This is a genomic window from Streptomyces sp. NPDC028308 (assembly GCF_055565855.1).
The window spans coordinates 339285-363977 of sequence record NZ_JBVHTO010000001.1 but is presented as its reverse complement, the minus strand read 5'-3'; the positions used below and the strand labels follow the sequence as shown (position 1 = coordinate 363977).

General features: G+C 72.6%; 18 protein-coding genes. 6 read left to right on the top strand and 12 right to left on the bottom strand.

Translation table 11 applies throughout. The features are described 5' to 3' along the window. Positions 1 to 3 precede the first annotated feature (3 nt). The 3 genes from ACZ4VA_RS01510 to ACZ4VA_RS01500 all read right to left on the bottom strand — a co-directional run bounded on the left by ACZ4VA_RS01510 (position 4) and on the right by ACZ4VA_RS01500 (position 5219). On the bottom strand, positions 4 to 1554 hold the full coding sequence (locus ACZ4VA_RS01510; protein WP_468079221.1) for a vWA domain-containing protein: 1551 nt from the start codon (positions 1552 to 1554) through the stop codon (positions 4 to 6). 153 nt (positions 1555 to 1707) lie between these two features. After that, the gene (locus tag ACZ4VA_RS01505; protein WP_355788946.1) at positions 1708 to 2571 is read right to left on the bottom strand and encodes an ABC transporter permease; all 864 of its coding nucleotides are present in this window, start codon (positions 2569 to 2571) and stop codon (positions 1708 to 1710) included. Then, positions 2568 to 5219 carry an alpha/beta fold hydrolase gene (locus tag ACZ4VA_RS01500; protein ID WP_356164800.1) on the bottom strand — a complete coding sequence of 884 codons (2652 nt, stop codon included), beginning with the start codon at positions 5217 to 5219 and terminating at the stop codon, positions 2568 to 2570. Before ACZ4VA_RS01500 ends, ACZ4VA_RS01505 begins: the two co-directional genes overlap by 4 nt. Positions 5220 to 5335: 116 nt before the next feature. On the opposite strand from ACZ4VA_RS01500, the gene ACZ4VA_RS01495 reads away from it, so the two are divergent. Beyond that, entirely contained in the window at positions 5336 to 5785 is a 450-nt protein-coding gene (locus tag ACZ4VA_RS01495) for a GNAT family N-acetyltransferase (protein ID WP_356164797.1), read from the top strand. A gap of 4 nt (positions 5786 to 5789) precedes the next feature. Here ACZ4VA_RS01495 and ACZ4VA_RS01490 read toward each other — a convergent pair whose 3' ends face one another. The 6 genes from ACZ4VA_RS01490 to iolC form a co-directional block, all read right to left on the bottom strand. Further along, complete coding sequence (locus tag ACZ4VA_RS01490; protein WP_468079219.1) at positions 5790 to 7199, bottom strand: APC family permease; 1410 nt, start codon at positions 7197 to 7199, stop codon at positions 5790 to 5792. A 377-nt stretch (positions 7200 to 7576) separates the two neighbouring features. Next, positions 7577 to 9079: a CoA-acylating methylmalonate-semialdehyde dehydrogenase gene (gene mmsA, locus ACZ4VA_RS01485; RefSeq protein ID WP_356164791.1), complete on the bottom strand. Its 1503-nt coding sequence runs from the start codon at positions 9077 to 9079 to the stop codon at positions 7577 to 7579. Between the two features lie 13 nt (positions 9080 to 9092). Beyond that, entirely contained in the window at positions 9093 to 10967 is a 1875-nt protein-coding gene (gene iolD, locus ACZ4VA_RS01480) for a 3D-(3,5/4)-trihydroxycyclohexane-1,2-dione acylhydrolase (decyclizing) (protein ID WP_355790742.1), read from the bottom strand. Continuing rightward, complete coding sequence (gene iolB / locus ACZ4VA_RS01475; protein ID WP_355790740.1) at positions 10964 to 11788, bottom strand: 5-deoxy-glucuronate isomerase; 825 nt, start codon at positions 11786 to 11788, stop codon at positions 10964 to 10966. The genes iolD and iolB overlap by 4 nt, the downstream gene beginning before the upstream one ends. Positions 11789 to 11795: 7 nt before the next feature. Then, positions 11796 to 12674: a Cgl0159 family (beta/alpha)8-fold protein gene (locus ACZ4VA_RS01470; RefSeq protein ID WP_356165068.1), complete on the bottom strand. Its 879-nt coding sequence runs from the start codon at positions 12672 to 12674 to the stop codon at positions 11796 to 11798. 80 nt (positions 12675 to 12754) lie between these two features. Beyond that, the gene (gene iolC / locus ACZ4VA_RS01465; protein ID WP_355788224.1) at positions 12755 to 13705 is read right to left on the bottom strand and encodes a 5-dehydro-2-deoxygluconokinase; all 951 of its coding nucleotides are present in this window, start codon (positions 13703 to 13705) and stop codon (positions 12755 to 12757) included. A 122-nt stretch (positions 13706 to 13827) separates the two neighbouring features. On the opposite strand from iolC, the gene ACZ4VA_RS01460 reads away from it, so the two are divergent. Continuing rightward, on the top strand, positions 13828 to 14829 hold the full coding sequence (locus ACZ4VA_RS01460; RefSeq protein WP_355788222.1) for a sugar phosphate isomerase/epimerase family protein: 1002 nt from the start codon (positions 13828 to 13830) through the stop codon (positions 14827 to 14829). 360 nt (positions 14830 to 15189) lie between these two features. Further along, the gene (locus ACZ4VA_RS01455) at positions 15190 to 15390 is read left to right on the top strand and encodes a helix-turn-helix transcriptional regulator (protein ID WP_355788220.1); all 201 of its coding nucleotides are present in this window, start codon (positions 15190 to 15192) and stop codon (positions 15388 to 15390) included. A gap of 149 nt (positions 15391 to 15539) precedes the next feature. Here ACZ4VA_RS01455 and ACZ4VA_RS01450 read toward each other — a convergent pair whose 3' ends face one another. Together ACZ4VA_RS01450 and ACZ4VA_RS01445 are read right to left on the bottom strand one after the other, a co-directional pair. Next, the gene (locus tag ACZ4VA_RS01450) at positions 15540 to 16583 is read right to left on the bottom strand and encodes a zinc-dependent alcohol dehydrogenase family protein (RefSeq protein WP_355788217.1); all 1044 of its coding nucleotides are present in this window, start codon (positions 16581 to 16583) and stop codon (positions 15540 to 15542) included. A 41-nt stretch (positions 16584 to 16624) separates the two neighbouring features. Then, entirely contained in the window at positions 16625 to 18838 is a 2214-nt protein-coding gene (locus tag ACZ4VA_RS01445) for an MMPL family transporter (protein ID WP_468079215.1), read from the bottom strand. Positions 18839 to 19028: 190 nt separating this feature from the next. Between ACZ4VA_RS01445 and ACZ4VA_RS01440 the strand changes: the two genes are divergently transcribed. The 3 genes from ACZ4VA_RS01440 (at position 19029) to ACZ4VA_RS01430 (ending at position 22474) form a co-directional block, all read left to right on the top strand. Continuing rightward, positions 19029 to 19715 carry a TetR family transcriptional regulator gene (locus ACZ4VA_RS01440; RefSeq protein WP_468079213.1) on the top strand — a complete coding sequence of 229 codons (687 nt, stop codon included), beginning with the start codon at positions 19029 to 19031 and terminating at the stop codon, positions 19713 to 19715. A 148-nt stretch (positions 19716 to 19863) separates the two neighbouring features. Next, positions 19864 to 20103 (top strand): heavy-metal-associated domain-containing protein, encoded by a 240-nt coding sequence (locus tag ACZ4VA_RS01435; protein ID WP_355781633.1) that lies wholly within the window; start codon positions 19864 to 19866, stop codon positions 20101 to 20103. Between the two features lie 112 nt (positions 20104 to 20215). Next, complete coding sequence (locus tag ACZ4VA_RS01430) at positions 20216 to 22474, top strand: heavy metal translocating P-type ATPase (RefSeq protein WP_468079211.1); 2259 nt, start codon at positions 20216 to 20218, stop codon at positions 22472 to 22474. Between the two features lie 707 nt (positions 22475 to 23181). On the opposite strand, the gene ACZ4VA_RS01425 is transcribed toward ACZ4VA_RS01430, so the two are convergent. Next, on the bottom strand, positions 23182 to 24471 hold the full coding sequence (locus tag ACZ4VA_RS01425) for a citrate synthase (RefSeq protein WP_121402961.1): 1290 nt from the start codon (positions 24469 to 24471) through the stop codon (positions 23182 to 23184). Positions 24472 to 24693: the final 222 nt, after the last annotated feature.

The following is a 24693-nucleotide window of genomic DNA, read 5'->3' as shown; positions in this document are numbered from 1 at the left end:
CCCTCAGTCCCGGAGCCGGTCCGCCCGGCGGATCGCGTCGGCCAGGTCGCGCACCGCGTCGTCCTCGGTGGCGGTCGCGAGCCGTCCGGCGCGGTCGGCGAGGGCGCCGAGCGGTGGCCTGGCCGGCAGCGCGCTCCAGCGGCTGTCGCCCCGGCGGAGGTCGTCGGCGAAGTAGGCGGCCACCGCCGAGACCTGGAGGGCGGGCGGCGCGCTCCACAGGTCGTCGCCGAGGGCGGCGGCCGCCAGCCGGCCCGACTCCTCGTGCGGGGTGCGGTCGCCGGGGCCGAGCCAGCGGACGGTCGCGGTGGCGAGCCGGCCCGAGGCGCCGGGCCGGGTGCGGACGGCGTACAGGGCGGTGACCGTGTGGCCGGGGCCGGTCTCGCCGCCATCCACCCGGTCGTCGCGGAAGTCCTCGTCGGCGACCTGCCGGTTGTCGTAGCCGACCAGGCGGAACTCCTCGACGGCCGCCGGGTCGAAGGCGACCTGGGCCTTGGCGTCGCGGGCGGTGAGGTCGATGTTGCGCGGGAGCTCCTCGCAGAAGACCTTCCGGGCCTCCTCGTCGTTCGCGACGTACGCGGTGTGGCCGTCGCCCCGGTCGGCCAGACGTTCCATCAGGGCGTCGCCGTAGTCGCTGCCGACCCCGACGCCGAACAGGGTGATGCCGTGCTCGCGGCGGGCGCCGGAGACGCGCTCCAGGATGGAGTCGGCGTCGGTGTCGCCGGTGTTGGCGAGCGCGTCGGAGAGCAGGACGACGCGGTTGGTGGCGCCCTCGCGCAGTCCTTCCACGGCGGTGTCGTAGCCGGCGCGGACTCCCTCGCCGAGGTCGGTGGAGGACCGTGGCTCCAGGCGGCGGATCGCGGAGTGGACGCGTGCCCGGCCGGTTCCCAGCCGTGTCATGGGCAGGATCGTCTCGGCCTCGTCGCTGAAGGCGACCAGGGCGACCGAGTCGTCCGCGCGCAGCCGGTCCGTCATCACGCCGAGGGAGTCCCTGGCCAGGTCGAGGCGGCCCGGTTCGGCCATGGAGCCGGAGACGTCGACGACGAAGGTGAGGGCGGCGGGCGGGCGTTCGCCCTCGTCCCGGGCGGCGCGGGTGGCGAGGCCGACGCGGACCAGCGACCAGTCCTCCTGGCCGGTGCGGGCGCCGTCGACGGTGACCGAGAAGCCGTCGCCGTCGGGGCGTTCGTAGCCCTGGCGGAAGCTGTTCACGAACTCCTCGGGGCGGACGGTCGCCGGGTCGGGCAGCCGGCCGTCGGCGAGGGTGCGGCGCGCGTAGCCGTACGAGGCGGTGTCGACGTCCAGGGCGAAGGTGGAGAGGAGGTCGGGGGACGGCGCGAGGTCCCGGCCGGTGTCTCCGCCCTCCTCCCGGTGCTCGTCGTCCCGCGGCGCGTTCGGCGCGGGGGCGGGCCAACCGGTCGACCGGTCACGGGACTTGGCGGCCCCGTCCGAGGCTTGGCCGTGGTCCCCGTCCCCGCCGCAGCCCGCGACCAGCAGGCCCCCCGCGACCGTCAGCGCGAGCAGTCCGCCGCGCAGTCGCCGTGCATGGTCGATCCCCATCCGTGCCCCCTCGGTGAACGGTCCCGGCTCATGGCCTGTGTCTGTGACTGTGACGTCCGAGAGGGCCGTTCCGTGCGGCACGGGGTGTTGCGGATGGATCTCGAAGCGGCCACGGCGGGGGCCGCCGAGACCGGTAGGTGACGCTCCGGAGACCTACGACACGATGTCCTTGTGCCGGAAGCCCCTGAAGGCGAGGGCGAACAGGACGAGCGCGTACGTCACCGAGACGGCCGTGCCCTGGATCATGCCTCCCCACTCCGGGGTCGGCTGGAGGGCGTCCGCCCAGGCGAACTGCCAGTGCGCGGGCAGGAAGTCGCGCCAGTCGCCGAGCGCGGTCACCGCGTCCAGGACGTTGCCGACGATCGTCAGGCCGACCGCGCCGCCCACCGCGCCGAGCGGGGCGTCCGTGCGGGTCGACAGCCAGAACGCGAGCCCGGCGGTGACCAGTTGGGACACGAAGACGTACGCCACGACGATCAGCAGGCGCTGGGTCGCGGTGCCGGTGGACAGCTCACCGCCGGTGGGGATCTCCAGCGGGCCCCAGCCGTAGGCGGCGCTGCCCACCGCCAGCGCCACGACGGGCAGCAGCACCATGGCGGCGAGGCTGAGGCCGAGCGCCACGGTGAGCTTGGACCACAGCAGCCGGGTCCTCGGAACGGGCGCCGCCAGCAGGTAGCGCAGCGAGGACCAGCTCGCCTCGGAGGCGATGGTGTCCCCGCAGAACAGCGCCACCGGGATCACCAGCAGGAAGCCGGCCGAGACGAACAGGTTGACGGCGGCGAAGTTCGCGCCGGACGCGGTGGCCGTGTCCATCAGCGTCACCTGGCCGTTGCGCGCGCCCGGCTCGCCGCCGATCGCGAAGGCGGCGACGAGGACGAAGGGCAGCAGCGCGAGCACGGCCCCCATGACGAGGGTGCGGCGGCGCTTCAGCTGCCGTACGAGTTCGACCCGCAGCGGCAGTGTCCGCCGCGGGCGGTACCCGTCGGCAGTCTCGGCGCGCTCGGTGAGGGTGCTCACGCGGAGCCTCCGATCAGGGTGAGGAAGGCGTCTTCGAGGCGGCGGTTGGGGCCGACGGACCGCACCGGCACGTCGAGCCGGACCAGCTCCACTACCAGGTGTTCGGCGCTGCCCCCGGGGGCGAGGCGGACCAGCAGCCCGTCGTCGGTGACGAGGGCGGAGAGCACGCCGGGCAGCGCGCCGACCTTCTCGGCGAGCGGCCCGGCCACGGGTGTGCCGGTGCCGACCAGGAGGGTGTCGCCGGAGCCGATGATCTCGCTCACCGGGCCGGCCTGCACCAGCCTGCCGCGGTCCATGACCACGAGGTGGGTGCAGGTCTGCTCGACCTCGGCGAGGAGGTGGCTGGAGACGATCACGGTACGGCCCGCCGCGGCGTACCGGATCATGACCTCGCGCATCTCGCGGATCTGGGGCGGGTCGAGGCCGTTGGTCGGCTCGTCCAGGATCAGCAGGTCCGGCAGGCCCAGCATGGCCTGCGCGATGGCGAGGCGCTGGCGCATGCCCTGCGAGTAGGTGCGCACCGCGCGGGCCAGGGCGTCGCCGAGTCCGGCGATCTCCAGGGCCTCGTCCAGGTGCGAGTCCTCGGGCGGGCGTCCGGTGGCCCGCCAGTACAGCTCCAGGTTCTCGCGGCCCGACAGGTGCGGGAGGAAGCCCGCTCCCTCGACGAAGGCCCCGACCCGGGAGAGCACGGGAGCGCCCGGCCGGATCTCGTGCCCGAAGACGCGGATCGAACCGTCGTCGGGCGTGATCAGGCCCATGAGCATGCGCAGGGTCGTCGTCTTGCCGGCGCCGTTCGGTCCGAGCAGGCCGAGGATCTGGCCCTTCTCGACGCGGAAGGACAGGTCCCGGACCGCGTACCGGTCGGCGGACCTGGCGTACCGCTTGCTCAAGCCGGTGATCTGGAGCGGCACCTCGGCCCGCTCCGGGTCGGGCGGCCCGGCGGCGGTGCGGCGGCGGCCGGTGAGCAGCAGGGCGAGCGCGGCCAGGGCGCCGGCCACGGGCAGCCACCACACCCAGGAGGGCAGCGGCGCGGCGGCGGTCGTCACGCCGGGCGCGCTCGGGACCCGCAGGTCGCCCTTGAGCGAGACGGTGTACGTGGCGGGGGCGGTCGGGGAGGCGTAGCCGAGGTCCGTGGAGGCGAGGACCAGGCGCAGCCGGTGGCCCTTGCGCATCTCGTGGTCCACGGCGGGCAGGGTCAGGTGGACGTCCTTGCCGGCCTTGGCGCCCTCGACCCGGACGGGCGCCACGAGCTGGGCGGGCAGCACCTGCCGGGAGCCGCCCGGTCCGACGTCGTACACCTTGCCGAAGAGGACGGCGTCGTCGGTGGTCGACCGCACGTGCACGGTCGCCGTGGGCGATCCGGTGATCCGCAGGTCCTCGGTGAGCGGGGCGGACGTGAACTTGGCGTACTGGCCCGGGAAGTCGATGGAGATCCCGACGCCGAGGGAGGACAGCTGGGAGATGCCGCCGGAGTCACCGAGGCCGGGGAGGGCGGAGATGGCGGGCGGGCTGGCCCCCGCGGGGTTGCGGACGGCCTGCTCGCGTCCGCTCAGCGCGATGTCCCGCCCGCGGCTCTCCAGGCCCGGGTACGTGTCCGCGCTCGCGCCCCGCAGCCGCGCGGCACCGTCCGTGGAGTCGACGCCGCCGGTGCGGGTGACGCGGAAGGCGGGGCCGGTGTCGGCGTGGGCGTCGTCCTTCAGGTAGCGGTCGAACCAGGCGCCGACGCGGGCCCGCACCCGGTCGGTCTCCATGTCGCCGCCGTCGTGGCCGCCGGAGATCCAGTCGACGTCGACCGGCGCGCCGTTGGCCCGGATCGCCCTGGCCGCGGCGTCGGCCTGGCCGAGCGGGAACAGCGAGTCGGTCTGGCCCTGCACCAGGAGCGTCGGCACCTTGATGCGGTCGCCGACGGCGGACGGGGAGCGGGCGTCGAGCAGCGCCCGGGCCCGCGCGTCGGGCTTCCCGGCCTCGGCGACCCGGTTGTACATGGCGCACAGCGGGGCCTCGAAGCGCTCGCAGCCGCCGCCGGAGTTGATGAACAGGCCGGCCCACAGCTTCTTGAGGACCCCGTTCGGGAAGAGGGCGTCCGCCAGGTTCCAGTAGGTGATCTCCGGGGCGATCGCGTCCACCCGGCGGTCGTGTCCGGCGGCCAGCAGGGAGACCGCGCCGCCGTAGGAGGCGCCGCTGACGCCCACCCGCGGGTCGCCCGCGGCGTCCAGCTCCACCTCGGGCCGGGCGGCGAGCCAGTCGATGAGGCGGGAGACGTCGGCGACCTCGCCTGCGGGGTCGTTCAGGCCGATCCTGCCGGTGGAGCCGCCGAAGCCGCGGGCCGACCAGGTCAGCACCGCGTATCCGTCGCGCGCGAGCTGCTCGGCCTGCTCCCGGACGTCGGCCTTGCTGCCGCCGAAGCCGTGCGCCAGCAGGACGGCGGGGCGGCGGCCGGTGCCCGAGGTGAAGTACGAGGTGTTGATCTTCACTCCGTCGCCCATGGCCATGGCTCTGTCGGCGCGGTGCACGGGCGGGGCCTCGTCGGAGGCGGCGGCCGTCCACGTGCCGGCGCCGGCGAGCACGACGACGGCGGCCGCCGCGGCGGCCCACCGTCGCGGTCCCCGGGGTGCGGGTCCGCGCAGTCGGGACAGTCGAAGATCCATGCGTCCACCGTAAGGGGGCCCGCCGGCGCCCGACGCAGCCGCCGGGTTGAACCCGGCCCCCTCCCCTGGGAGTACGCTCGCGCCCCCGCGTACCGCGCCCGTGGTACGAACGCCCCATGGAGATTCGCCGTGCCACCACGGTCGGGGAACTGACCGCCGCCGAGTACCTCTTCGACCGTCCCGTGCGTCCCGAGTGGGCGCAAAGATTCCTGGAGGCCGGGGGCCACCACCTGTTCCTGGCGTACGGGACCCCGGAGTCCGGCGGCCCGCCGGAGCCGGTGGGCTTCGTCAGCGGGGTCGAGACCGTGCACCCCGACAAGGGGACCGAGATGTTCCTGTACGAGCTGGCGGTCGCCGAGCCCTACCGGCGGCGCGGGGCCGGGCGGGCGCTGACCCGGACGCTCGCCGACCTCGCCCGCGAACGCGGCTGCTACGGGATGTGGGTCGGCGTGGACACCGGGAACGACGTCGCCCTCGCCACCTACCGCAGCGCGGGTGGCGAGGACGACGGGACGTGCACGGTGGTGGTGTGGGACTTCGCGCCGGAGGCGCCGCCCCGGGCCTGAGGAATCAGGCCTGGCCGTCCTCCGTGATCGACACCAGCCAGCGGGTGTCGCGGCGCGGGCGCAGGTAGAAGGCCCAGTACAGGGTGGCGACGGCCGTGATGCCGCCGGTCCACAGCAGGTAGCCCGTCTCCTGCTGGCTGAGGATGTACGCCAGGACGCCGATCAGCAGGACCGGTACGGCGGGCCACAGCGGCATGCGCCAGGCGGAGGTGTGGGCGTGTGTCCCGCGCCGGGCGAGCAGGGCGGCGACGGCGACCAGCAGGTACATGCCGGTGACGGAGACTCCGGTGACGCCGTACAGCGTGTCGAGGTTCACGAAGCACAGGACGGCGCCGGGGATGCCGACGAGCAGGGTGGCGACCCACGGGGAGCCGAAGCGGCCGAGGCGGGACAGGCCCCGGTTGACCGGCTCGGGCCAGGCCTTGTCGCGGGCGGAGGCGAACAGGACGCGGGAGTTCTGGATGACCATGACGATGCCCGCGTTGATGATGGCGAGCGCCACGCAGAGGCTGACGAAGGTGCCGACCGCGGAGTTCGACCAGGCGGTGACCATGGTGCTGATGTCACCGCCGGACAGGGCCGCCAGGTCGGGGGCGCCCATGGTGATGGCGACGACCGGCACCAGGATGATCACCGTGGAGATGGCGAGGGTGGCGAGGACGGTACGGGCGACGTTGCGGCGCGGGTTCTCCAGCTCCTCGGAGAGGTAGACCGCGGTCGAGAAGCCCTGGGTGACGAAGAGGGCGATGGCGAGGCCGGAGACGATCAGCATGGCCGTGACGGTGTCCGTGTGGCCTCCGGCGTCCGCGACCTGGAGGGAGACCAGGCTGCCCGCGCCGCGCTCGCCGTGCGCGAAGCCGAGGACCGCCACGACGGCCGCCGCGATGACCTCGAGGACCAGGAAGACGCCGGTGATCCAGGCGTTGGCGCGCAGGTCGAGCAGGCCGGCGAGGGTGGCGAGCAGCATGACGGCGGCACCCGCGTAGGACGGGTCGAGGTGCACGATCGGGGCGAGGTAGTCCGCGGTGCCCATCGCGATCACCGGCGGCACGATCATGACGACGAGCAGGGAGAGCACGAAGACGAGCCAGCCGGCGAGGCGTCCGGCCATCGTGGAGACCATGGCGTACTCGCCGCCCGCGCTGGGGATGAGGGTGCCCAGCTCCGAGTAGCAGAACGCCACGGCGATGCAGAGGAGCGAGCCGATCGCGATGGTGAGGGCGGTGGCCGTGCCGAGGGACGAGAAGAGGTCGGGCACGACCACGAAGAGCGTCGAGGCCGGGGTCACGCAGGAGAGCGTCAGCAGGGTGCCGCCGACGATCCCGATGGAGCGCTTGAGCTTGAGGGGGCCGCCGGACGCCGTGGGGGCGGCGTCCGGGGCGGCGGTCTCGACAGGGCGGAGCGTGTCGGTCATGGAGCGGTTCCGATCGACTCGTGCGTCAGGTGTTTCGGGCGGGAGCGATATCGCCTCCGGCGGCTCGCGTCGTTCATGTCTTCGTCCGCTCCCGGCGCTGAATGGAACCCCGACGAAAACCAGCACGTCAATGGCTGTTTACCTACGGAATCCGCAGCCGTGCCGCGACCCAGGTCACATCACTTTCGCAGGCTTCGACGCCCCGATATTGCAATCATCAAGCCGTTCGGGAATGTGACCTTGCTTTCCAAGATCCAATACGGATGCGGCCTGCGTCACCCGTTTCATCCCGTCTGAACGGGAACCGCAGCTCGGCCGTCAAAAAAACGTGAGGCCGTCCGCAATGCGGACGGCCTCACTGCCTGCGTCGATCACCCTCAGTGGTTGCGCGGGAACCCCAGGTCGACGCCGGCCGGGGCCTCCGACGGGTCCGGCCAGCGGGTGGTCACGACCTTGCCGCGCGTGTAGAAGTGCGTGCCGTCGTTTCCGTAGATGTGGTGGTCCCCGAAGAGGGAGTCCTTCCAGCCGCCGAAGGAGTGGTAGCCGACGGGCACCGGGATCGGCACGTTGACGCCGACCATGCCCGCCTCCACCTCCAGCTGGAAGCGGCGGGCGGCGCCGCCGTCCCGGGTGAAGATCGCGGTGCCGTTGCCGAACGGCGAGGCGTTGATGAGGTCGACGCCCTCCTCGTAGGTGTCCACGCGCAGCACGCACAGCACCGGGCCGAAGATCTCGTCCCGGTAGGCGTCGGCGGTCACCGGGACCCGGTCCAGCAGCGACAGCCCGATCCAGTGGCCGTCCTCGTAGCCCTCGACGGTGTGGCCGGTACCGTCCAGGACGACCTCGGCGCCCTGGGCCGCCGCGCCCGTCACGTACGAGGCCACCTTGTCGCGGTGGGCCGCGGTGATCAGCGGGCCCATCTCGGACGCCGGGTCGTTGCCGGGGCCGATCTTGATCTTCTCGGCGCGCTCGCGGATCTTCGCCACAAGCTCGTCGCCGATCGCGCCCACGGCGACGACCGCCGAGATCGCCATGCAGCGCTCGCCGGCCGAGCCGTACGCGGCCGACACCGCGGCGTCCGCGGCGGCGTCCAGGTCGGCGTCGGGCAGGACCAGCATGTGGTTCTTGGCGCCGCCGAGGGCCTGGACGCGCTTGTGGTTCGCGGCGGCCGTGGTGTGGATGTGGCGGGCGATCGGCGTGGAGCCGACGAAGGACACGGCCGCGACGTCCGGGTGCTCCAGCAGGCGGTCGACGGCCACCTTGTCGCCGTGCACGACGTTGAAGACACCGTCGGGCAGGCCGGCCTCGGAGAGCAGCTCGGCGATCTTCATGGAGGCCGACGGGTCCTTCTCGGACGGCTTCAGCACGAAGGTGTTGCCGCAGGCGATGGCCATCGGGAACATCCACATCGGCACCATGGCCGGGAAGTTGAACGGCGTGATGCCCGCCACCACGCCCAGCGGCTGCCGGATGGAGGACACGTCGACGCGGCTGGCGACCTGCGTGGACAGCTCGCCCTTCAGCTGCACGTTGATACCGCAGGCCAGCTCGACGATCTCCAGGCCGCGGGCGACCTCGCCGAGCGCGTCCGAGTGGACCTTGCCGTGCTCGGCGGTGATCAGCTCGGCGACCGCGTCCCGGTTCGCGTCGAGCAGCGCCCGGAACCGGAACAGGATGTTGGTGCGCTGCGCGAGCGAGGACTGGCCCCAGGTCGCGTACGCCTCCTTGGCGGCGGCCACCGCCGCGTCGACCTCGTCGACGCTCGCGAAGGCGACCTTGGTGGTGACGGCGCCGGTCGCCGGGTCGGTGACCGGGCCGTACGTACCCGACGCGCCTTCGGTGGGCTTGCCACCGATCCAGTGGTTGACGATCTTCGTCATGCCAGAAACTCCCTCACAGATGGCGGCGTCGGGTGGAGACGTGCCGGTCGTACTCGTCGCGCGCCTTGACCGCCGACGGGCGGGTCGCGGTCTCGGCCACGGGTACATCCCACCAGGCTTGGGCCGGGGGCGCGCCCGACACTGTGTCTGCCGTTTCGGTCTCCACGTAGACACATGTGGGAGTGTCCGCGGCCCGTGCCCGCGCCAGCGCCTCCCGCAGGTCACGCACGGTCTTCGCCCGCAGCACCCGCATGCCGAGGCTGGCCGCGTTGGCGGCGAGGTCCACGGGCAGCGGCGCCCCCGTATAGGCACCCTCGCCCGACCGGTGGCGGTAGGCGGTGCCGAACCGCTCGCCGCCCACGGACTCCGAGAGGCCGCCGATGGACGCGTACCCGTGGTTCTGCAGGATCACCACCTTGACCGGCACGTTCTCCTGGACCGCGGTGACGAGTTCCGTCGGCATCATGAGGTAGGTGCCGTCGCCGACCAGCGCCCACACGGGCCGGCCGGGCGCCGCCATCCGCACCCCGATCGCGGCCGGGATCTCGTAGCCCATGCACGAGTACCCGTACTCCACGTGGTACTGGTCCCGGGACCGCGCCCGCCACAGCTTGTGCAGGTCGCCGGGGAGCGAACCCGCCGCGTTGATGAGGATGTCCTCCTCATCGACGAGCGCGTCGAGTATGCCGAGCACCTGGGGCTGGGTGGGCCGGATGTCGGGGTCGTCCGCCTCGAACGCCGCGTCGACCCGGTACTCCCAGCGCTCCTTGTCGTCCGTGTACTCGGTGACGTAGGCGGGCTCCGCGCGGTGGCCGTGCAGGGTGAGCGCCTCGGTGAGCTCCTCCAGACCGGCGCGGGCGTCCGCGATCAGGGTCCGCCCGGACAGCTTGTGCCCGTCGTAGGGCGCGATGTTCAGGTTGAGGAAGCGGACGCCCGAGCCCGCGAAGAGGGTGCCGGACGCCGTCGTGAAGTCGGTGTAGCGGGTGCCGACGCCGATCACCAGGTCGGCGGTGCGCGCCAGTTCGTCGGCGGTCGCGGTGCCGGTGTGGCCGATGCCGCCGACGTCCTGCGGGTGGTCCCACCGCAGGGAGCCCTTGCCGGCCTGGGTGGAGGCGACCGGGATGCCGGTGGCCGCGGCGAGTTCCGCGAGGGCGTCCTCGGCGCGGCTGTGGTGGACCCCGCCGCCCGCGACGATCAGGGGGCGCCGGGACTCGCGGACGGCCCGCACGGCCTCGGCCAGTTCGCCGGAGTCGGGGGCCGGGCGCCGGACGGTCCAGACCCGCTCCGCGAAGAACTCCTCCGGCCAGTCGAACGCCTCCGCCTGCACGTCCTGCGGCAGCGCGAGGGTGACCGCGCCCGTCTCCACCGGGTCCGTCAGCACCCGCATCGCCTGGAGCGCCGCCGGGATCAGCGCCTCGGGGCGGGTGATCCGGTCGAAGTACCTCGACACCGGGCGCAGGCAGTCGTTGACCGACACGTCGCCCGCGTAGGGGACCTCCAGCTGCTGGAGGACCGGGTCGGCCGGGCGGGTGGCAAAGACGTCGCCGGGCAGCAGCAGCACCGGCAGGTGGTTGACCGTCGCGAGGGCGGCGCCGGTGACGAGGTTCGTGGCGCCGGGGCCGATCGACGTCGTCACGGCGTGCGTGGACAGCCGGTTGCGCTGGCGCGCGTAGCCGACGGCCGCGTGCACCATGGACTGCTCGTTGCGGCCCTGGTGGTACGGCATCTCGTCCGCGTACTCGACGAGCGCCTGGCCGATCCCGGCGACGTTCCCGTGGCCGAAGATGCCCCAGGTGGCGCCGATCAGCCGCTGCCGCTCGCCGTCCCGTTCCGTGAACTGGGAGGCCAGGAAGCGCACCAGCGCCTGCGCGACCGTCAGACGGGTCATCGGTATCCCTCCGCGCTCTCTCCGTGTCCGGGGTGGAAGCAGATCCGCCACTCCCGCTCCGCGCCCGGACCCGCCATCACGTTCAGGTAGTACATGGTGTGCCCGGGAGCCGCGACGGACGGGCCGTGCCAGCCGTCGGGGACGAGGACGGCGTCGCCGGTCCTCACCTCGGCCAGCACGTCGGCGCCGCCCTCGCGTGAGGGGAACACGCGCTGATAGCCGAAACCGCCCGGACCCTCGATCTCGAAGTAGTAGATCTCCTCCAGCAGCGACTCGACGCCGGGGCGGTGCTCGTCGTGCTTGTGCGGCGGGTACGAGGACCAGTTGCCGCCGGGGGTGACGACCTCGACGGCGATCAGCCGGTCGCATTCGAAGCCGTCGGCCGAGGCGAAGTTGCGCACCTTCCTGGCGCAGGTGCCGCTGCCGCGGTCTTCGACGGGAACCTCCGGCGCGGGGCCGTAGCGGGCGGGGAGTCGGCGCTCGCACTTCGCTCCTGCCAGGGCGAAGCGGCCTCCCGCGCCGGAGGCGATCAGTGCCCGGGCGTCGCGGGGAACGTAGGCGAAGTCGCTGACTCCGCCGAACACGCTTTCCCTGCCCAGGAGATGGAACTCCTCACCCTCCGTGTGTACCGTACAACCACCCTCCAGGGGCAGCACGATCCACTCGCTGTCGCCGCTGGTGAAGGTGTGCGTGCCACCCGGCGCGAGGTCGACCACGCGCAGGCTGCTGTACTCCCATCCCGCCCGCTTGGGGTCGATGTCGACGGCGTACAGCGGGCCTGCGGCGGCGCCCTTGGGGACGTACAGGTCGTTGCTCGTCATCCGGTCCTCACAGGAGTCCGACGGCGGTGTCCACGGCCGCGGCCACGTCCCCGTCCGCCGGGTAGAGCAGGGAGCGGCCGACGACCAGCCCCTGCACGGTGGGCAGTTGGAGGGCACCGCGCCACTTCTCGTACGCGCCCTCCTGGTCCTCGCCGACGTCGCCGCCGAGCAGGACGGCGGGCAGCGTGGAGGTCTCCATGACGCGGGCCATGTCGTCGGGGTTCTCGGTGACGGGAACCTTCAGCCAGGTGTACGCCGACGTGCCGCCCAGGCCGCTCGCGATGGCGATGGACTTGGTGACCGCCTCGGCGCCGAGGTCGTTGCGCAGCGCCCCGGTCGCCGGGTCGCGGCGGCACAGGAACGGCTCGACGAACACCGGGAGCCGGCGCCCGGCCATCTCGTCGACGACGCGGGCGGCGGACTCCAGGGTCCGCAGCGAGCCCGGGTCGTCGTAGTCGATGCGCAGCAGCAGCTTGCCCGCGTCGAAACCGAGCCGCTCGATGTCCTGCGGGCGGTGCCCGGTGAACCGGTCGTCCAGTTCGAAGGCGGCGCCCGCGAGGCCGCCGCGGTTCATCGACCCGAGGACGACCTTGCGGTCCAGGGCGCCGAGCAGCAGCAGGTCGTCGAGGATGTCGGCGGTGGCGAGGACGCCGTCGACACCGGGCCGCGAGAGCGCGAGGCAGAGCCGTTCCAGCAGGTCGGCGCGGCTCGCCATGGCGAACCTGCGGTCGCCGACGGCCAGCGCGCCCCGGGCCGGGTGGTCCGCGGCGATGATCATCAGGCGGCCGCCGCCGTCGACCAGGGGGCGCCGGGGGCGGCGGGCCGCGGCCTCGGCGATCGCCTCGGGGTGCTGGGCGCGGACGCGGACCAGCTCGGATACGTCTATCGGGCCGAGGGCACCCGGAGCGGTGCCGCGGCCGTCGCCGGCGCCCTCCCCGTGCCTCGTCCCGCCGACGTGTCCCGCCCTCACCGCACCGCTCCCGCGGCGAGCGCGTCCTCGACCTCGTCCGGGGTCGGCATGGCCGAGGAGCACTCCAGGCGGGAGGCGACGATGGCGCCCGCCGCGTTCGCATACCGCATGATCCGCTCCAGGTCCCAGCCGGCCAGCAGGCCGTGGCACAGGGAGCCGCCGAAGGCGTCGCCGGCGCCGAGGCCGTTGAGGACGGTCACCGGCAGCGGCGGGACCTCGGCGGACGTGCCGTCGCGGTGGACGGCGAGGACGCCCTTCGGGCCCTGCTTCACCACCGCCAGCTCGACGCCCGCCGCCAGCAGGGCGCGGGCGGCGGTGTGCGGGTCGCGCTCGCCGGTGGCGATCTCCACCTCGTCCACGTTGCCGACGGCGACGGTGGTGTGGCGCAGGGCCTCGGCGTAGAAGGGGCGCGCGGACCCGGGGTCCTTCCAGAACATGGGGCGCCAGTCGAGGTCGAAGACCGTCGTGCCCGCCCCGGCCCGGTGGGCGAGCGCCGCGAGCGTCGCGGTGCGGCTGGGCTCCTCGCTCAGTCCCGTGCCGGTCACCCAGAAGACGGAGGCGTCGCGCACCGCCTCCAGGTCGAGCTCGTCCGCGTGGATCTCCAGGTCGGGCGCCTTGGGCTGCCGGTAGAAGTAGAGCGGGAAGTCGTCCGGCGGGAAGACCTCGCAGAACGTGACCGGGGTCGGCAGCCCGGCGACCGGCGTCACCCAGCGGTCGTCGACGCCGAAGTCCCGCAGCGCGTCGTGGAGGTACGCGCCGAAGGGGTCGTCGCCCGTACGTGTGATCACCGCCGTGCGCCGGCCGAGGCGGGCGGCGGCCACCGCGACGTTCGTCGCCGACCCGCCGAGGAACTTCCCGAAGGACGTCACCCGGGCCAGCGGCACGCCCGTCTGCAACGGGTAGAGGTCCACGCCGATCCGCCCCATGGTGATCAGGTCGTACGCCATCGAGATCCCTTCGCTTGGGCTGTCCCCAGGTCTAGCGTCGCCCGGGGAGCCCTGTCAACGCTTTGTCCAGACATTCGGACCAGGGCTTGACACCTTCCAGGGGCGGTCCGAAGCTGACGCCCATGACGTCGTTGTCACCGCAGCCATCGCCCGAGCCGTCACGTCCGTCGTCACCTGGCCCCTCACGCCCGTCGTCGCCCCGGCCGTCACCGCGGTCGTCGCCTCCCTCCTCACTGTCCCGCATCCGAATCGGTTCGGCTCCCGACTCCTGGGGCGTCTGGTTCCCGGACGATCCGCGGCAGGTCCCCTGGCAGCGCTTCCTCGACGAGGTCGCCGCGTCCGGGTACGAGTGGATCGAGCTGGGCCCCTACGGCTATCTGCCGACCGATCCGGCCGTCCTGGCGGAGGAGACCGCACGGCGCGGGCTCACGGTCTCGGCCGGCACGGTGTTCACCGGCCTGCACCGGGGCCCGGCGGTGTGGGACTCCACCTGGGCGCACGTCTCGGCCATCGCCGAGCTCACCCGGGCCATGGGCGCCGAGCACCTCGTCGTCATCCCCTCCTTCTGGCGGGACGACAAGACGGGCGCGGTACTGGAGGACAGGACCCTGACACCGACGCAATGGCGCAGCCTCACCGCCCAGACCGAGCGGCTCGCCCACGAGGTGCGGGAGCGCTACGGGCTGCGGATCGTCGTCCACCCGCACGCCGACACGCACATCGACAGCGAGGAGAACGTCACCCGCTTCCTGGACGCCACGGACTCCTCGCTCGTCTCGCTGTGCCTGGACACCGGGCACTACGCCTACTGCGGCGGCGACAGCGTCAAGCTCATCGAGACGTACGGCGAACGCATCGGCTACCTCCACCTCAAGCAGGTGGATCCGCTGGTCCTGGCCGAGGTCCGGGCGGGCGAGGTGCCGTTCGGGCCGGCCGTGGCACGCGGTGTCATGTGCGAACCGCCCTCCGGCGTACCGGCGCTGGAGCCCGTCCTCGCCGCCGCGCAGAAGCTCGACGTCGACCTCTTCGCGATCGTCGAGCAGGACATGTACCCCTGCCCACCGGACAAGCCCCTCCCGATCGCCCAACGGACCCGGGCGTTCCTGAGGTCCTGCGGGGCCTGAACGGACGGGGGCCAGGTTCGAGGGCGCGGGTGGGGGCGATTCGGGGGCGCGGCTTCGGGGGGCGCGGCGGTGCGCCGGGGGGGGCGCGTGGGGTCCGTCGGCGTGCGGTGGGGCCGGGGCCATCAGTTGTTCCCAGGGTGCTCACGACGCTCAATGCGTCACCCGTGTCACAAAAGACCGCTTCCTGTCACACATGTCGCGTATACGCGGGTCTTGGGTCACACCCGGGCGACAGGCCCAGCCTCCCGGTCACGCAGCGTCGTTCAACGGGCACAGGCTTTGTGATCGCCAGCACAGCGCCCGGCTCCCCCGACGGCCGCCCCCGGCCGCCGCCGCGGCGCGCGCAGGGAGGTGCCACTGATGACCGACCGTCGGCTCTGGTCGTACAAAGAGATCGCCGCGCACATCCGGGTGCAGCCGGACACCGTGAGGTCGTACCGCAAACACGGCCTGCTGCCACCGCCCGACCATGTGGAGGGCGGAAAACCGTACTGGTACGCCGACACCGTCCGCGCCTGGGTCGCGTCCCGGCCGGGCAACCGGGGGCGCCGGGAGGACTGACCCCGGGAGTCACGGCCGCCCCGGCGGCACTGACGCCGGGAGTCACGGCCGCCCCGGCGGCGACGGGCCGGCCCCCGGAGCCGGTTCGACGGGCGGGAGGCGGCAGTGAAGGGCTCCGGCGCGGACCCGGACGTGGGCGGTGCGGCCCCTCAGGCCCAGGGTTCGACGACGGTCACCCCGGAGCCCGGGGCCGTGCCCATCGCCTCCAGCGCGGCCGGCGCGGCGTCCAGCGGGATGGTCGACGTGACGAGCAGATCGGGGCGCAGCACGCCCGCCCGCACCAGCTCCAGCATCCGGGGGTAGGCGTGCGCCGCCATCCCGTGGCTGCCCAGCACTTCGAGTTCGAGGCCGATCACCCGTGCCATCGGAACCGGGGTGGAGCCGGTCGGCGAGGGCAGCAGGCCCACCTGCACATGACGGCCGCGGCGGCGCAGGCCGTTCACGGAGGCGGCGCAGGTGGCGGGGGAACCGAGCGCGTCCAGGGAGAGGTGGGCGCCGCCGCCCGTCACCTCGCGCACCGCCTCCGCCGTGTCCGCGACCCGGGAGGCGTCGACGCACTCGGCCGCCCCGAACGTCCGCGCCAGCTCCAGCGCCCGGGCGGAGACGTCCACGGCCACGACCCGGGCGCCCGAGGCCGCCGCGATCATCACGGCGGACAGCCCGACGCCCCCGCACCCGTGCACCGCGACCCACTCCCCCGCCGCCACCCGTCCCTGTACGACCACCGCGCGGAACGCCGTGGCGAACCGGCAGCCCAGCGAGGCCGCCGTCCCGAAGGACAGCTCCTCGGGCACCGCGACCAGGTTCACGTCGGCGTGCTCCAGCGCCACGTACTGCGCGAAGGAGCCCCAGTGGGTGAAGCCGGGCTGGGTCTGGCGCTCGCAGACCTGCTGGTCGCCCGCCGCGCAGGCGGGGCAGGTGCCGCAGGCGCAGACGAAGGGCACGGTGACCCGGTCCCCGGGGCGCCATCCGGTCACCCGCGCGCCCACGGCCTCGACGACACCGGCGAGTTCGTGACCGGGCACGTGCGGCAGCGTGATGTCCGGGTCGTGCCCCTGCCAGCCGTGCCAGTCGCTGCGGCACAGCCCGGTGGCCTCGACCCGCACCACGACCCCGTGCCCGGCCGGTGCCGGGTCCGCCACCTCGCGCACCTCGGCCGGCTCGCCGTACCGCTCGAACACCACTGCCCGCATCCGTCTCGCCCCTCGCCCGGAGATCGTGTCCGCGGGGAACGCTATCCGCGTACCTCGATCCTGTCCCGGTCCAGGTCGGGCTCCTGCACCTCGGAGGCGGGGGGCCGCGTGTCCCCTTCGGCGACTCCGAACCGCTCGTGGAAGCGGCGCAGCGGACCCGGGGCCCACCAGGTGGCCCTGCCGGTGAGCCGCATGACGGCGGGCACGAGCAGGCTGCGGACGATCATCGCGTCCATCAGGACGGCGAGCGCGATGCCGAGGCCGAGCATCTTGGTGTTGGTCACCCGCGAGGTGCCGATCGCGACCATCACCACCGCCAGGATGACCGCGGCGGCGGTGATCAGTCCGCCGGTGCGCTGGAGGCCGAAGCGGACCGATTCCCGGTGGTCGCCCGTCGCGTCGTACTCCTCCTTGATGCGGGAGAGCAGGAACACGCCGTAGTCCATGGACAGTCCGAAGGCGACGCAGAACATGAGGACCGGCAGGGTGGTCTCGATCGAGCCCGTGTCGGTGAAGCCGAGCAGCCCCGACAGATGGCCGTCCTGGAAGACCCAGACCACCGCCCCGAACATCGCCGTCAGGCTGAGCGCGTTCAGCAGGACCGCCTGGAGCGGTACGAGCACGCTGCCGGTCAGCAGGAACACCAGGAGCAGGGTGACGAGCGCGATGAAGGCGACCGCCCACGGCAGCCGGTCGGCTATCGCGTGCTTGGAGTCGACAAGGACCGCCGCCGTGCCGGTGACGGCGGTGTCGAAGGGCGCGTCGGCCGCGCGCAGGTCGCCCACCAGCCGCTGGGCGGCGTCGTCGACGGCCTCGCCCTTCGGCAGCACCGTGAAGTACGCCGAGTCGCCCTCCACCAGGGGTCCGTCCACCCGGAGCACGCCGGGCAGCGCGGCGATCCGGTCCTTGTACGCGGCGTACTCGGCGCGGGTCGCGCGGCCTTCGGCGAGCACTTCGAGGCCGCCGCCCGGACTGCCGGGGAAGCCGTCCCTGATGTGCTGCTGGACGGTGTGGGACTCGGCGGTCGAGGGGAGCTGCCGGTCGTCGGCCGTGCCGAACCGCACGCCCAGGAACGGCAGTCCGAGGACGACCAGGGCGACGGTGGTGGCCAGGGCGAAGACCGGTGCCCTGCGCATGACGAGGTCCGCCGTGCGCCCCCAGGCCGCCCCTTCGGCCGTCCTGCGCGGCCGGCCGCGCCGCAGCAGGCGCCGCAGGTCCAGGGCGTTCACCCGGTGTCCGAGCAGGACCAGCGCGGCCGGCAGCAGGACGAGGGCGGCGCCCGCGGCGAGCAGCACCACCGCGATGCCGGCGTAGGCGAAGGAGCGCAGGAAGTACTGCGGGAAGAGCAGCATCGCGGCCAGCGACACGGCGACCGTGAGGGCCGAGAAGAGGACCGTGCGCCCGGCGGTGCGCAGGGTGGTGGCGACGGCGGCCCGGGGCTCGGCGCCCGCGGACAGCTCCTCGCGGAACCTGCGGACGATGAACAGGGCGTAGTCGACGGCGAGGCCCAGTCCGAGGGCCGTGGTGAGGTTCATGGCGAAGACCGAGACGTCGGTCAGCTCGGTGAGTCCGCGCAGGACCGCGTTCGTGCCGAGGATGGCGATGATGCCCACGCCGAGCGGCAGCAGCGCCGCCACCGCGCTCCCGAACACCATCACCAGGAGCACGAGCGTCACCGGGAGGGCGATCAGCTCGGCGCGGGTCAGGTCCTCGCGGATGGTCGTCTGCATCTCGTGCCGTACGGCGACGGGTCCGCCGACGCGGACCTCGACCGGGCCGTGCGTCCCCCGGAAGGCGGGTGCCAGGCGGTCCAGGGTCTCGCCCGCGGTCTTCTCGTCGCCCGTGATCCGGGCGGCGACGAGTGCCTCGTGCCCGTCCTCGGCCTTCAGGGCGGGTGAGCCTGACTGCCAGTAGGAGCCGACGCCCGTGACGCCCCGCTCGGAGGCGAGCCGGGCCGCGAGCCGCTTCGCCTCGGCGGCGACGGCGGGGTCGTCCACCGACGCGCGTCCCGCGTCGACCAGGAGGAGCAGATTGGGCTGCGAGGCGGGGAAGCGGTGCTCCAGCGCCTCGGTCGCGTAGGTGGACTGGGCGTCCGGGTCCTCCCAGCCGCCGCTGCCCAGCCGGTCGGCGACACCGCTGCCCGCGACCACCGCGAGGGCGGTGACCAGCAGGGCCAGGAGCAGCGAGAGCCGGGGCCGCGCGGTCACGACGCGGGTCCAGCCGCCGATACGCGGGGTCCTGTTGACTACGGTCATCGTGCGGTGTCCCCTTCACCGTGACCCCTGTCGTCCGCTCGCGGCCGCGCCTTCGTCGCGCGCGTCCGGGCAGGCCGCATGGGTCGTCCTTTGCCATAGACTGGCAAACACGAGTCATCGCTCGCGTTTTCCAAGAATGCGAGCGACCACTCGTGTTTGTCAATCGCGCCCTGAGAGTTGGGGATAACCCGTGTCCGACAAGCCCGACAGGTCCGCCGACGGCACCGGCACCGGCATCACGGAGCGGACGCCGGAGGACAGGCCGCGCCGGCGCCAGGCCCGCGGCGAGCGCCGCATCGCCCAGCTCCTCGACGCCGCCGCCTCGGTGTTCTGCAGGAGCGGCTACACGGGCGCCAGCACGAACGCGATCGCCCGCGAGGCGGGCGTCTCCCCCGGCACGCTCTACCAGTTCTTCCCGAACAAGGAGGCCCTCGCGATCGGCCTCAGCGACCAGCTGCTCCACGACTGGCGCGCGTCGCAGGGCCAGGCCCTCGCCCCGGAGAACATCGGGCTCCCGCTGGACGAGATGCTCGACGCGGTCCTCGACCCGCTCATCGAGTTCAACGTCGCCAACCCCGCGTTCGGCGTCCTGATGCACGGCGCCGACACCCCGGGCCGCATCACCGAGGAGATCAGCACCGTGCACGACGCCGTGCTGACCCGGGTGGACGACATCGTCGCCGGCTACCTGCCCGACGCCTCACCCGAGGAGCGCACCCGCACCGCGAACATGACGCTCGCCCTCTTCAAGGCCGGACTCGACCTGATCATGTCCCACGAGGGCACGGCGCGGGACGCGTACGTCACCGAGCTGAAGACGGTCATGTACCGCTACCTGAAGCCGCTCGTCGGGGAGACGGGCGGCGGCGGACACTGAGCGGCGCGCCCGCGGTCCGGCCGCGTCCCGCCCGGCCTCGTTAGTACCCCCTAGGGGTATAGTGTGGAGCGCGTCGGGTGGGAACCCGCATCCCACAGGCCGCCCACCCGCACCGGAACGCCCCCATGCCTCGACGAGGAGTAACGCCATGACCGCCCAGACCGGCACCCCGCACTCCGTCACGACCGTCTACCGGGTGAGCGGCATGAGCTGCGGCCACTGCGAAGGCTCCGTCTCCAGCGAGATCTCGGAGATCGCCGGCGTCGACTCGGTGAAGGCCGTGGCCTCCTCCGGCGAGGTCACCGTCGTGTCCGCCGCGCCGCTCGACGACGAGGCCGTACGCGCCGCCGTGGACGAGGCGGGCTTCGAGCTCGTCGGCCGCGCCTGACCCCGCCCGAGCCCGGCTGCGGCGCCGCCCGCAGCACCTCGTCCCCGCACCGGGCCGTACCGGCCGGCAGACACCGACTCCGTACGGCCCGGCCCATCGACTGGAGCCGGACATGACCACCGCAGCAGCCAGGACCCCGGTGACGGAGACCTCCGCGCCGTCCGTCCCGGCCTCCGAGGTCGAACTCGTCATCGGCGGGATGACCTGCGCCTCCTGTGCGGCCCGGGTCGAGAAGAAGCTCAACCGCATGGACGGCGTCACCGCCACGGTGAACTACGCCACCGAGAAGGCGAAGGTCACCTACCCCGCGGGGACACAGGTCGCCGACCTCATCGCCACCGTGGTCAAGACCGGCTACACGGCCGAGGAGCCCGCTCCCCCGCCCGCCGAGGACACCGAGGCGCCCGCCGCGGACGACCCCGAACTCGCCTCCCTGCGGCAGCGGCTGACCGTCTCCGCCGCCCTCGCGCTGCCCGTCGTCCTGATGTCGATGATCCCGGCACTGCAGTTCGACAACTGGCAGTGGCTCGCACTCACCCTCGCCGCGCCCGCCGTCGTCTGGGGCGGACTCCCCTTCCACCGCGCCGCCCTCACCAACGCGCGGCACGGCGCGGCCACCATGGACACGCTCGTGTCCGTCGGCACGCTCGCCGCCTTCGGCTGGTCCCTCTGGGCGCTGTTCTTCGGCGACGCGGGCATGACCGGCATGCGGGACGGCTTCACCTTCACCGTCTCGCGCCACGACGGCGCCTCCACCATCTACCTGGAGGTCGCGGCCGGCGTCGTCGCGTTCATCCTGCTCGGCCGCTACCTGGAGGCCCGCTCCAAGCGGCGCGCCGGGGCGGCCCTGCGGGCACTGATGGAGCTCGGCGCGAAGGACGTCCGCGTCCTCAGGGACGGCCGCGAGGTGCGCGTCCCCGTCGGCGGACTGGCCGTCGGCGACCGCTTCGTCGTACGGCCCGGCGAGAAGATCGCCACCGACGGCACCGTCGTCGAGGGCACCTCGGCGGTCGACGCGTCCATGCTGACCGGCGAGTCCGTGCCGGTCGACGTGTCCGTCGGCGACGGCGTCAGCGGCGCCACCGTGAACGTCGCGGGCCGCTTGGTCGTGGAGGCCCGCCGCGTCGGCGCGGACACCCAGCTGGCCCGGATGGCACGGCTGGTGGAGGACGCGCAGAACGGCAAGGCCGAGGTGCAGCGCCTCGCCGACCGGATCTCCGCGGTCTTCGTGCCGGTGGTACTGCTGATCGCCGTCGGCACGTTCGGTTTCTGGCTCGGTCTCACCGGTGACACCGTGGCCGCCTTCACCGCCGCCGTCGCGGTCCTGATCATCGCCTGCCCCTGCGCCCTCGGCCTCGCGACCCCGACCGCGCTGATGGTCGGCACGGGACGCGGCGCCCAGCTCGGCATCCTCATCAAGGGCCCCGAGGTCCTGGAGTCCACCCGCCGCGTCGACACCGTCGTCCTGGACAAGACCGGGACCGTCACCACCGGCCGGATGACCCTGCACGAGGTGTACGCCGCCGAAGGCATCGGCGAGAGCGAGCTCCTGCGGGCCGCAGGAGCCCTGGAGCACGCCTCGGAGCATCCGATCGCCCGGGCCGTCGCCGCGGGCGCCGAGGAGCGCGCCGGCGCCCTGCCCGCTCCCGAGCACTTCGAGAACGTCCCCGGACTCGGCGTGCGCGGACGCGTCGAGGGACGGGAGATCACGGTGGGACGGCTGCCGCACGGCACCCTCCCGCCCGAGCTGGCCCGCGCCCGCGCCGAGGCCGAGGCCGGCGGCCGTACGGCCGTCGTGGTCACCCGGGACGGGACGGCGATCGGCGTCCTGACCGTCGCCGACACGGTCAAGGAGACCAGCGCCGAGGCGGTGAGGGCCCTGCGCGCCCTCGGTCTCACGCCGGTGCTGCTGACCGGCGACAACCGGGCGGTGGCCGAGTCCGTGGCCCGCGCCGTCGGCATCGACCAAGTCGTCGCCGAGGTGCTGCCCGAGGGCAAGGTCGAGGTGATCGAGCGGCTCCGGGGCGAGGGCCGGACGGTCGCCATGGTCGGCGACGGCGTCAACGACGCCGCCGCGCTCGCCACCGCCGACCTCGGTCTCGCCATGGGCACGGGGACCGACGCGGCCATCGAGGCCGGCGACCTGACCCTCGTCCGCGGGGACCTGCGCGTCGCCGCCGACGCGATCCGGCTCTCGCGCCGGACCCTCGCCGTCATCAAGGGGAACCTGCTCTGGGCCTTCGGATACAACGTGGCCGCGCTGCCGCTGGCCGCCGCGGGACTCCTCAACCCGATGATCGCGGGCGCCGCCATGGCCTTCTCCTCGGTGTTCGTGGTCACGAACAGCCTTCGGCTCAGGGCATTCTCATGACGACGGGGCGGGAGTCCCTCTAGAGTCCAACGGAAGCCTCACATAAGCTCTTCACAAGGCTCGCGCATCATCCTTACGCTTGGTCTCCGATCGACGTATCGGGGCTCTTGCGCATTTTCAGGACATATGCAAGAGACGCAGGTCACAGTGATGTGAACGTAACCAACGAAGGGGTTCGTGAGTCTAAGTTGGCGATGTCGGCAACGTCTTGGGGGGCGGAGCCGGCATCTGGGGATGTCTTGGGGGACGTTCCCGGAGCTGCGTTGCCGGGGCACGTACGCCGGAGAGCTTTGAGCGGCCCTCCCGGTCCGTACGGGTCCCGGCAGACCGCACCTCGTCACGCAGTGGCGTAACCAGTTTTGCTCGTTTAGCTCGCAGCGATTCAGGCGCTGTCCCACAGACGCCCGGCCGGATCCCGTGGGGGGAATCCGCACCGGGACAAGGAAAGCGCCCTGACTGCCGGCCCGTGGGGGGACCGGCAGCAGGGCGCTTTCCGTATTTCTGGCGCTCGGTTCGCCTCCGGGGCCCCCTCTTCCAGGAGCTCGGTTCGCCTCCGGGGCGCGGAAGCCTGTGTCGAGGGGCCGATCGTGCTCGACCCTCCTTCGTCGGGGCCTCCGCGCGTCGGCCCTTCGACACAGGCGCGCCCCTTCGGCTCACTCGCTTTCGGGAGGAGCCGTCGGGGCGGTTTTTTGCCTGGAAGGTGCTGTCTAGCGGGCTTCCACCGGGACGAAGTCGCGGAGGACCTCGCCCGTGTAGATCTGGCGCGGGCGGCCGATGCGGGAACCCGGCTCCTTGATCATCTCGTGCCACTGGGCGATCCAGCCCGGCAGGCGGCCGAGGGCGAACAGGACCGTGAACATCTCGGTCGGGAAGCCCATCGCGCGGTAGATGAGGCCCGTGTAGAAGTCCACGTTCGGGTAGAGCTTGCGCTCGACGAAGTAGTCGTCGGCCAGCGCGTGCTCTTCCAGCTTCAGCGCGATGTCGAGCAGCTCGTCCGACTTGCCGAGGGCGGAGAGGACGTCGTGCGCGGCGGCCTTGATGATCTTCGCCCGGGGGTCGAAGTTCTTGTAGACGCGGTGCCCGAAGCCCATGAGCTTCACGCCGTCTTCCTTGTTCTTCACCTTGCGGATGAAGGTGTCGACGTCGCCGCCGGACGCCTGGATGCCTTCGAGCATCTCCAGCACCGACTGGTTGGCGCCGCCGTGCAGCGGGCCCCAGAGGGCCGAGATGCCGGCGGAGATCGAGGCGAACATGTTCGCCTGCGAGGAGCCGACCAGGCGCACGGTGGAGGTCGAACAGTTCTGCTCGTGGTCCGCGTGCAGGATGAGCAGCTTGTCGAGCGCGGAGACGACGACCGGGTCGAGGTCGTACTCCTGCGCGGGGACCGAGAAGGTCATCCGCAGGAAGTTCTCGACGTACCCGAGGTCGTTGCGCGGGTAGACGAACGGGTGACCGATCGACTTCTTGTACGCGTAGGCCGCGATCGTCGGAAGCTTGGCGAGCAGGCGGATCGTCGAGAGGTGGCGCTGCTTCTCGTCGAACGGGTTGTGGCTGTCCTGGTAGAAGGTGGACAGCGCGCTGACCACGGACGACAGCATCGCCATGGGGTGGGCGTCACGCGGGAAGCCGCGGAAGAAGTTCTTGACGTCCTCGTGCAGCAGGGTGTGCTGCGTGATCTCGCCCTTGAAGGTGGAGAGCTGGTCGACGGTCGGCAGTTCGCCGTTGATCAGCAGGTACGCCACCTCAAGGAAGGTGGAGCGCTCGGCGAGCTGCTCGATCGGGTAACCGCGGTACCGCAGGATGCCTTCCTCGCCGTCGAGGTAGGTGATCGCGGATTTATAGGCGGCGGTGTTGCCGTATCCGCTGTCGAGCGTGACCAGACCGGTCTGGGCGCGGAGCTTCCCGATGTCGAAGCCCTTGTCGCCGACGGTGCTGTCGATCACCGGGTAGGTGTACTCGCCATCGCCGTACCGCAGTACTACAGAGTTGTCGCTCACGTCATCCCTCACCGACGTTGTGCCTCTTCTTCGAGGTGCCCTGACTGTCTCTACCATCCCCCATTTGGCCCTGGAGAGTGCACTCGGGGTCGACCATTGGGCCTATTGGCGGCACTCAGTGCCGCCAACCTGCTCATCCTGCCCCCCACGCTCCGCTTCCGGAAGTGGAGTGTGACCTTTGTGACTCATTTGATCGATCATTTTTTACGAACCCCGCCGTGC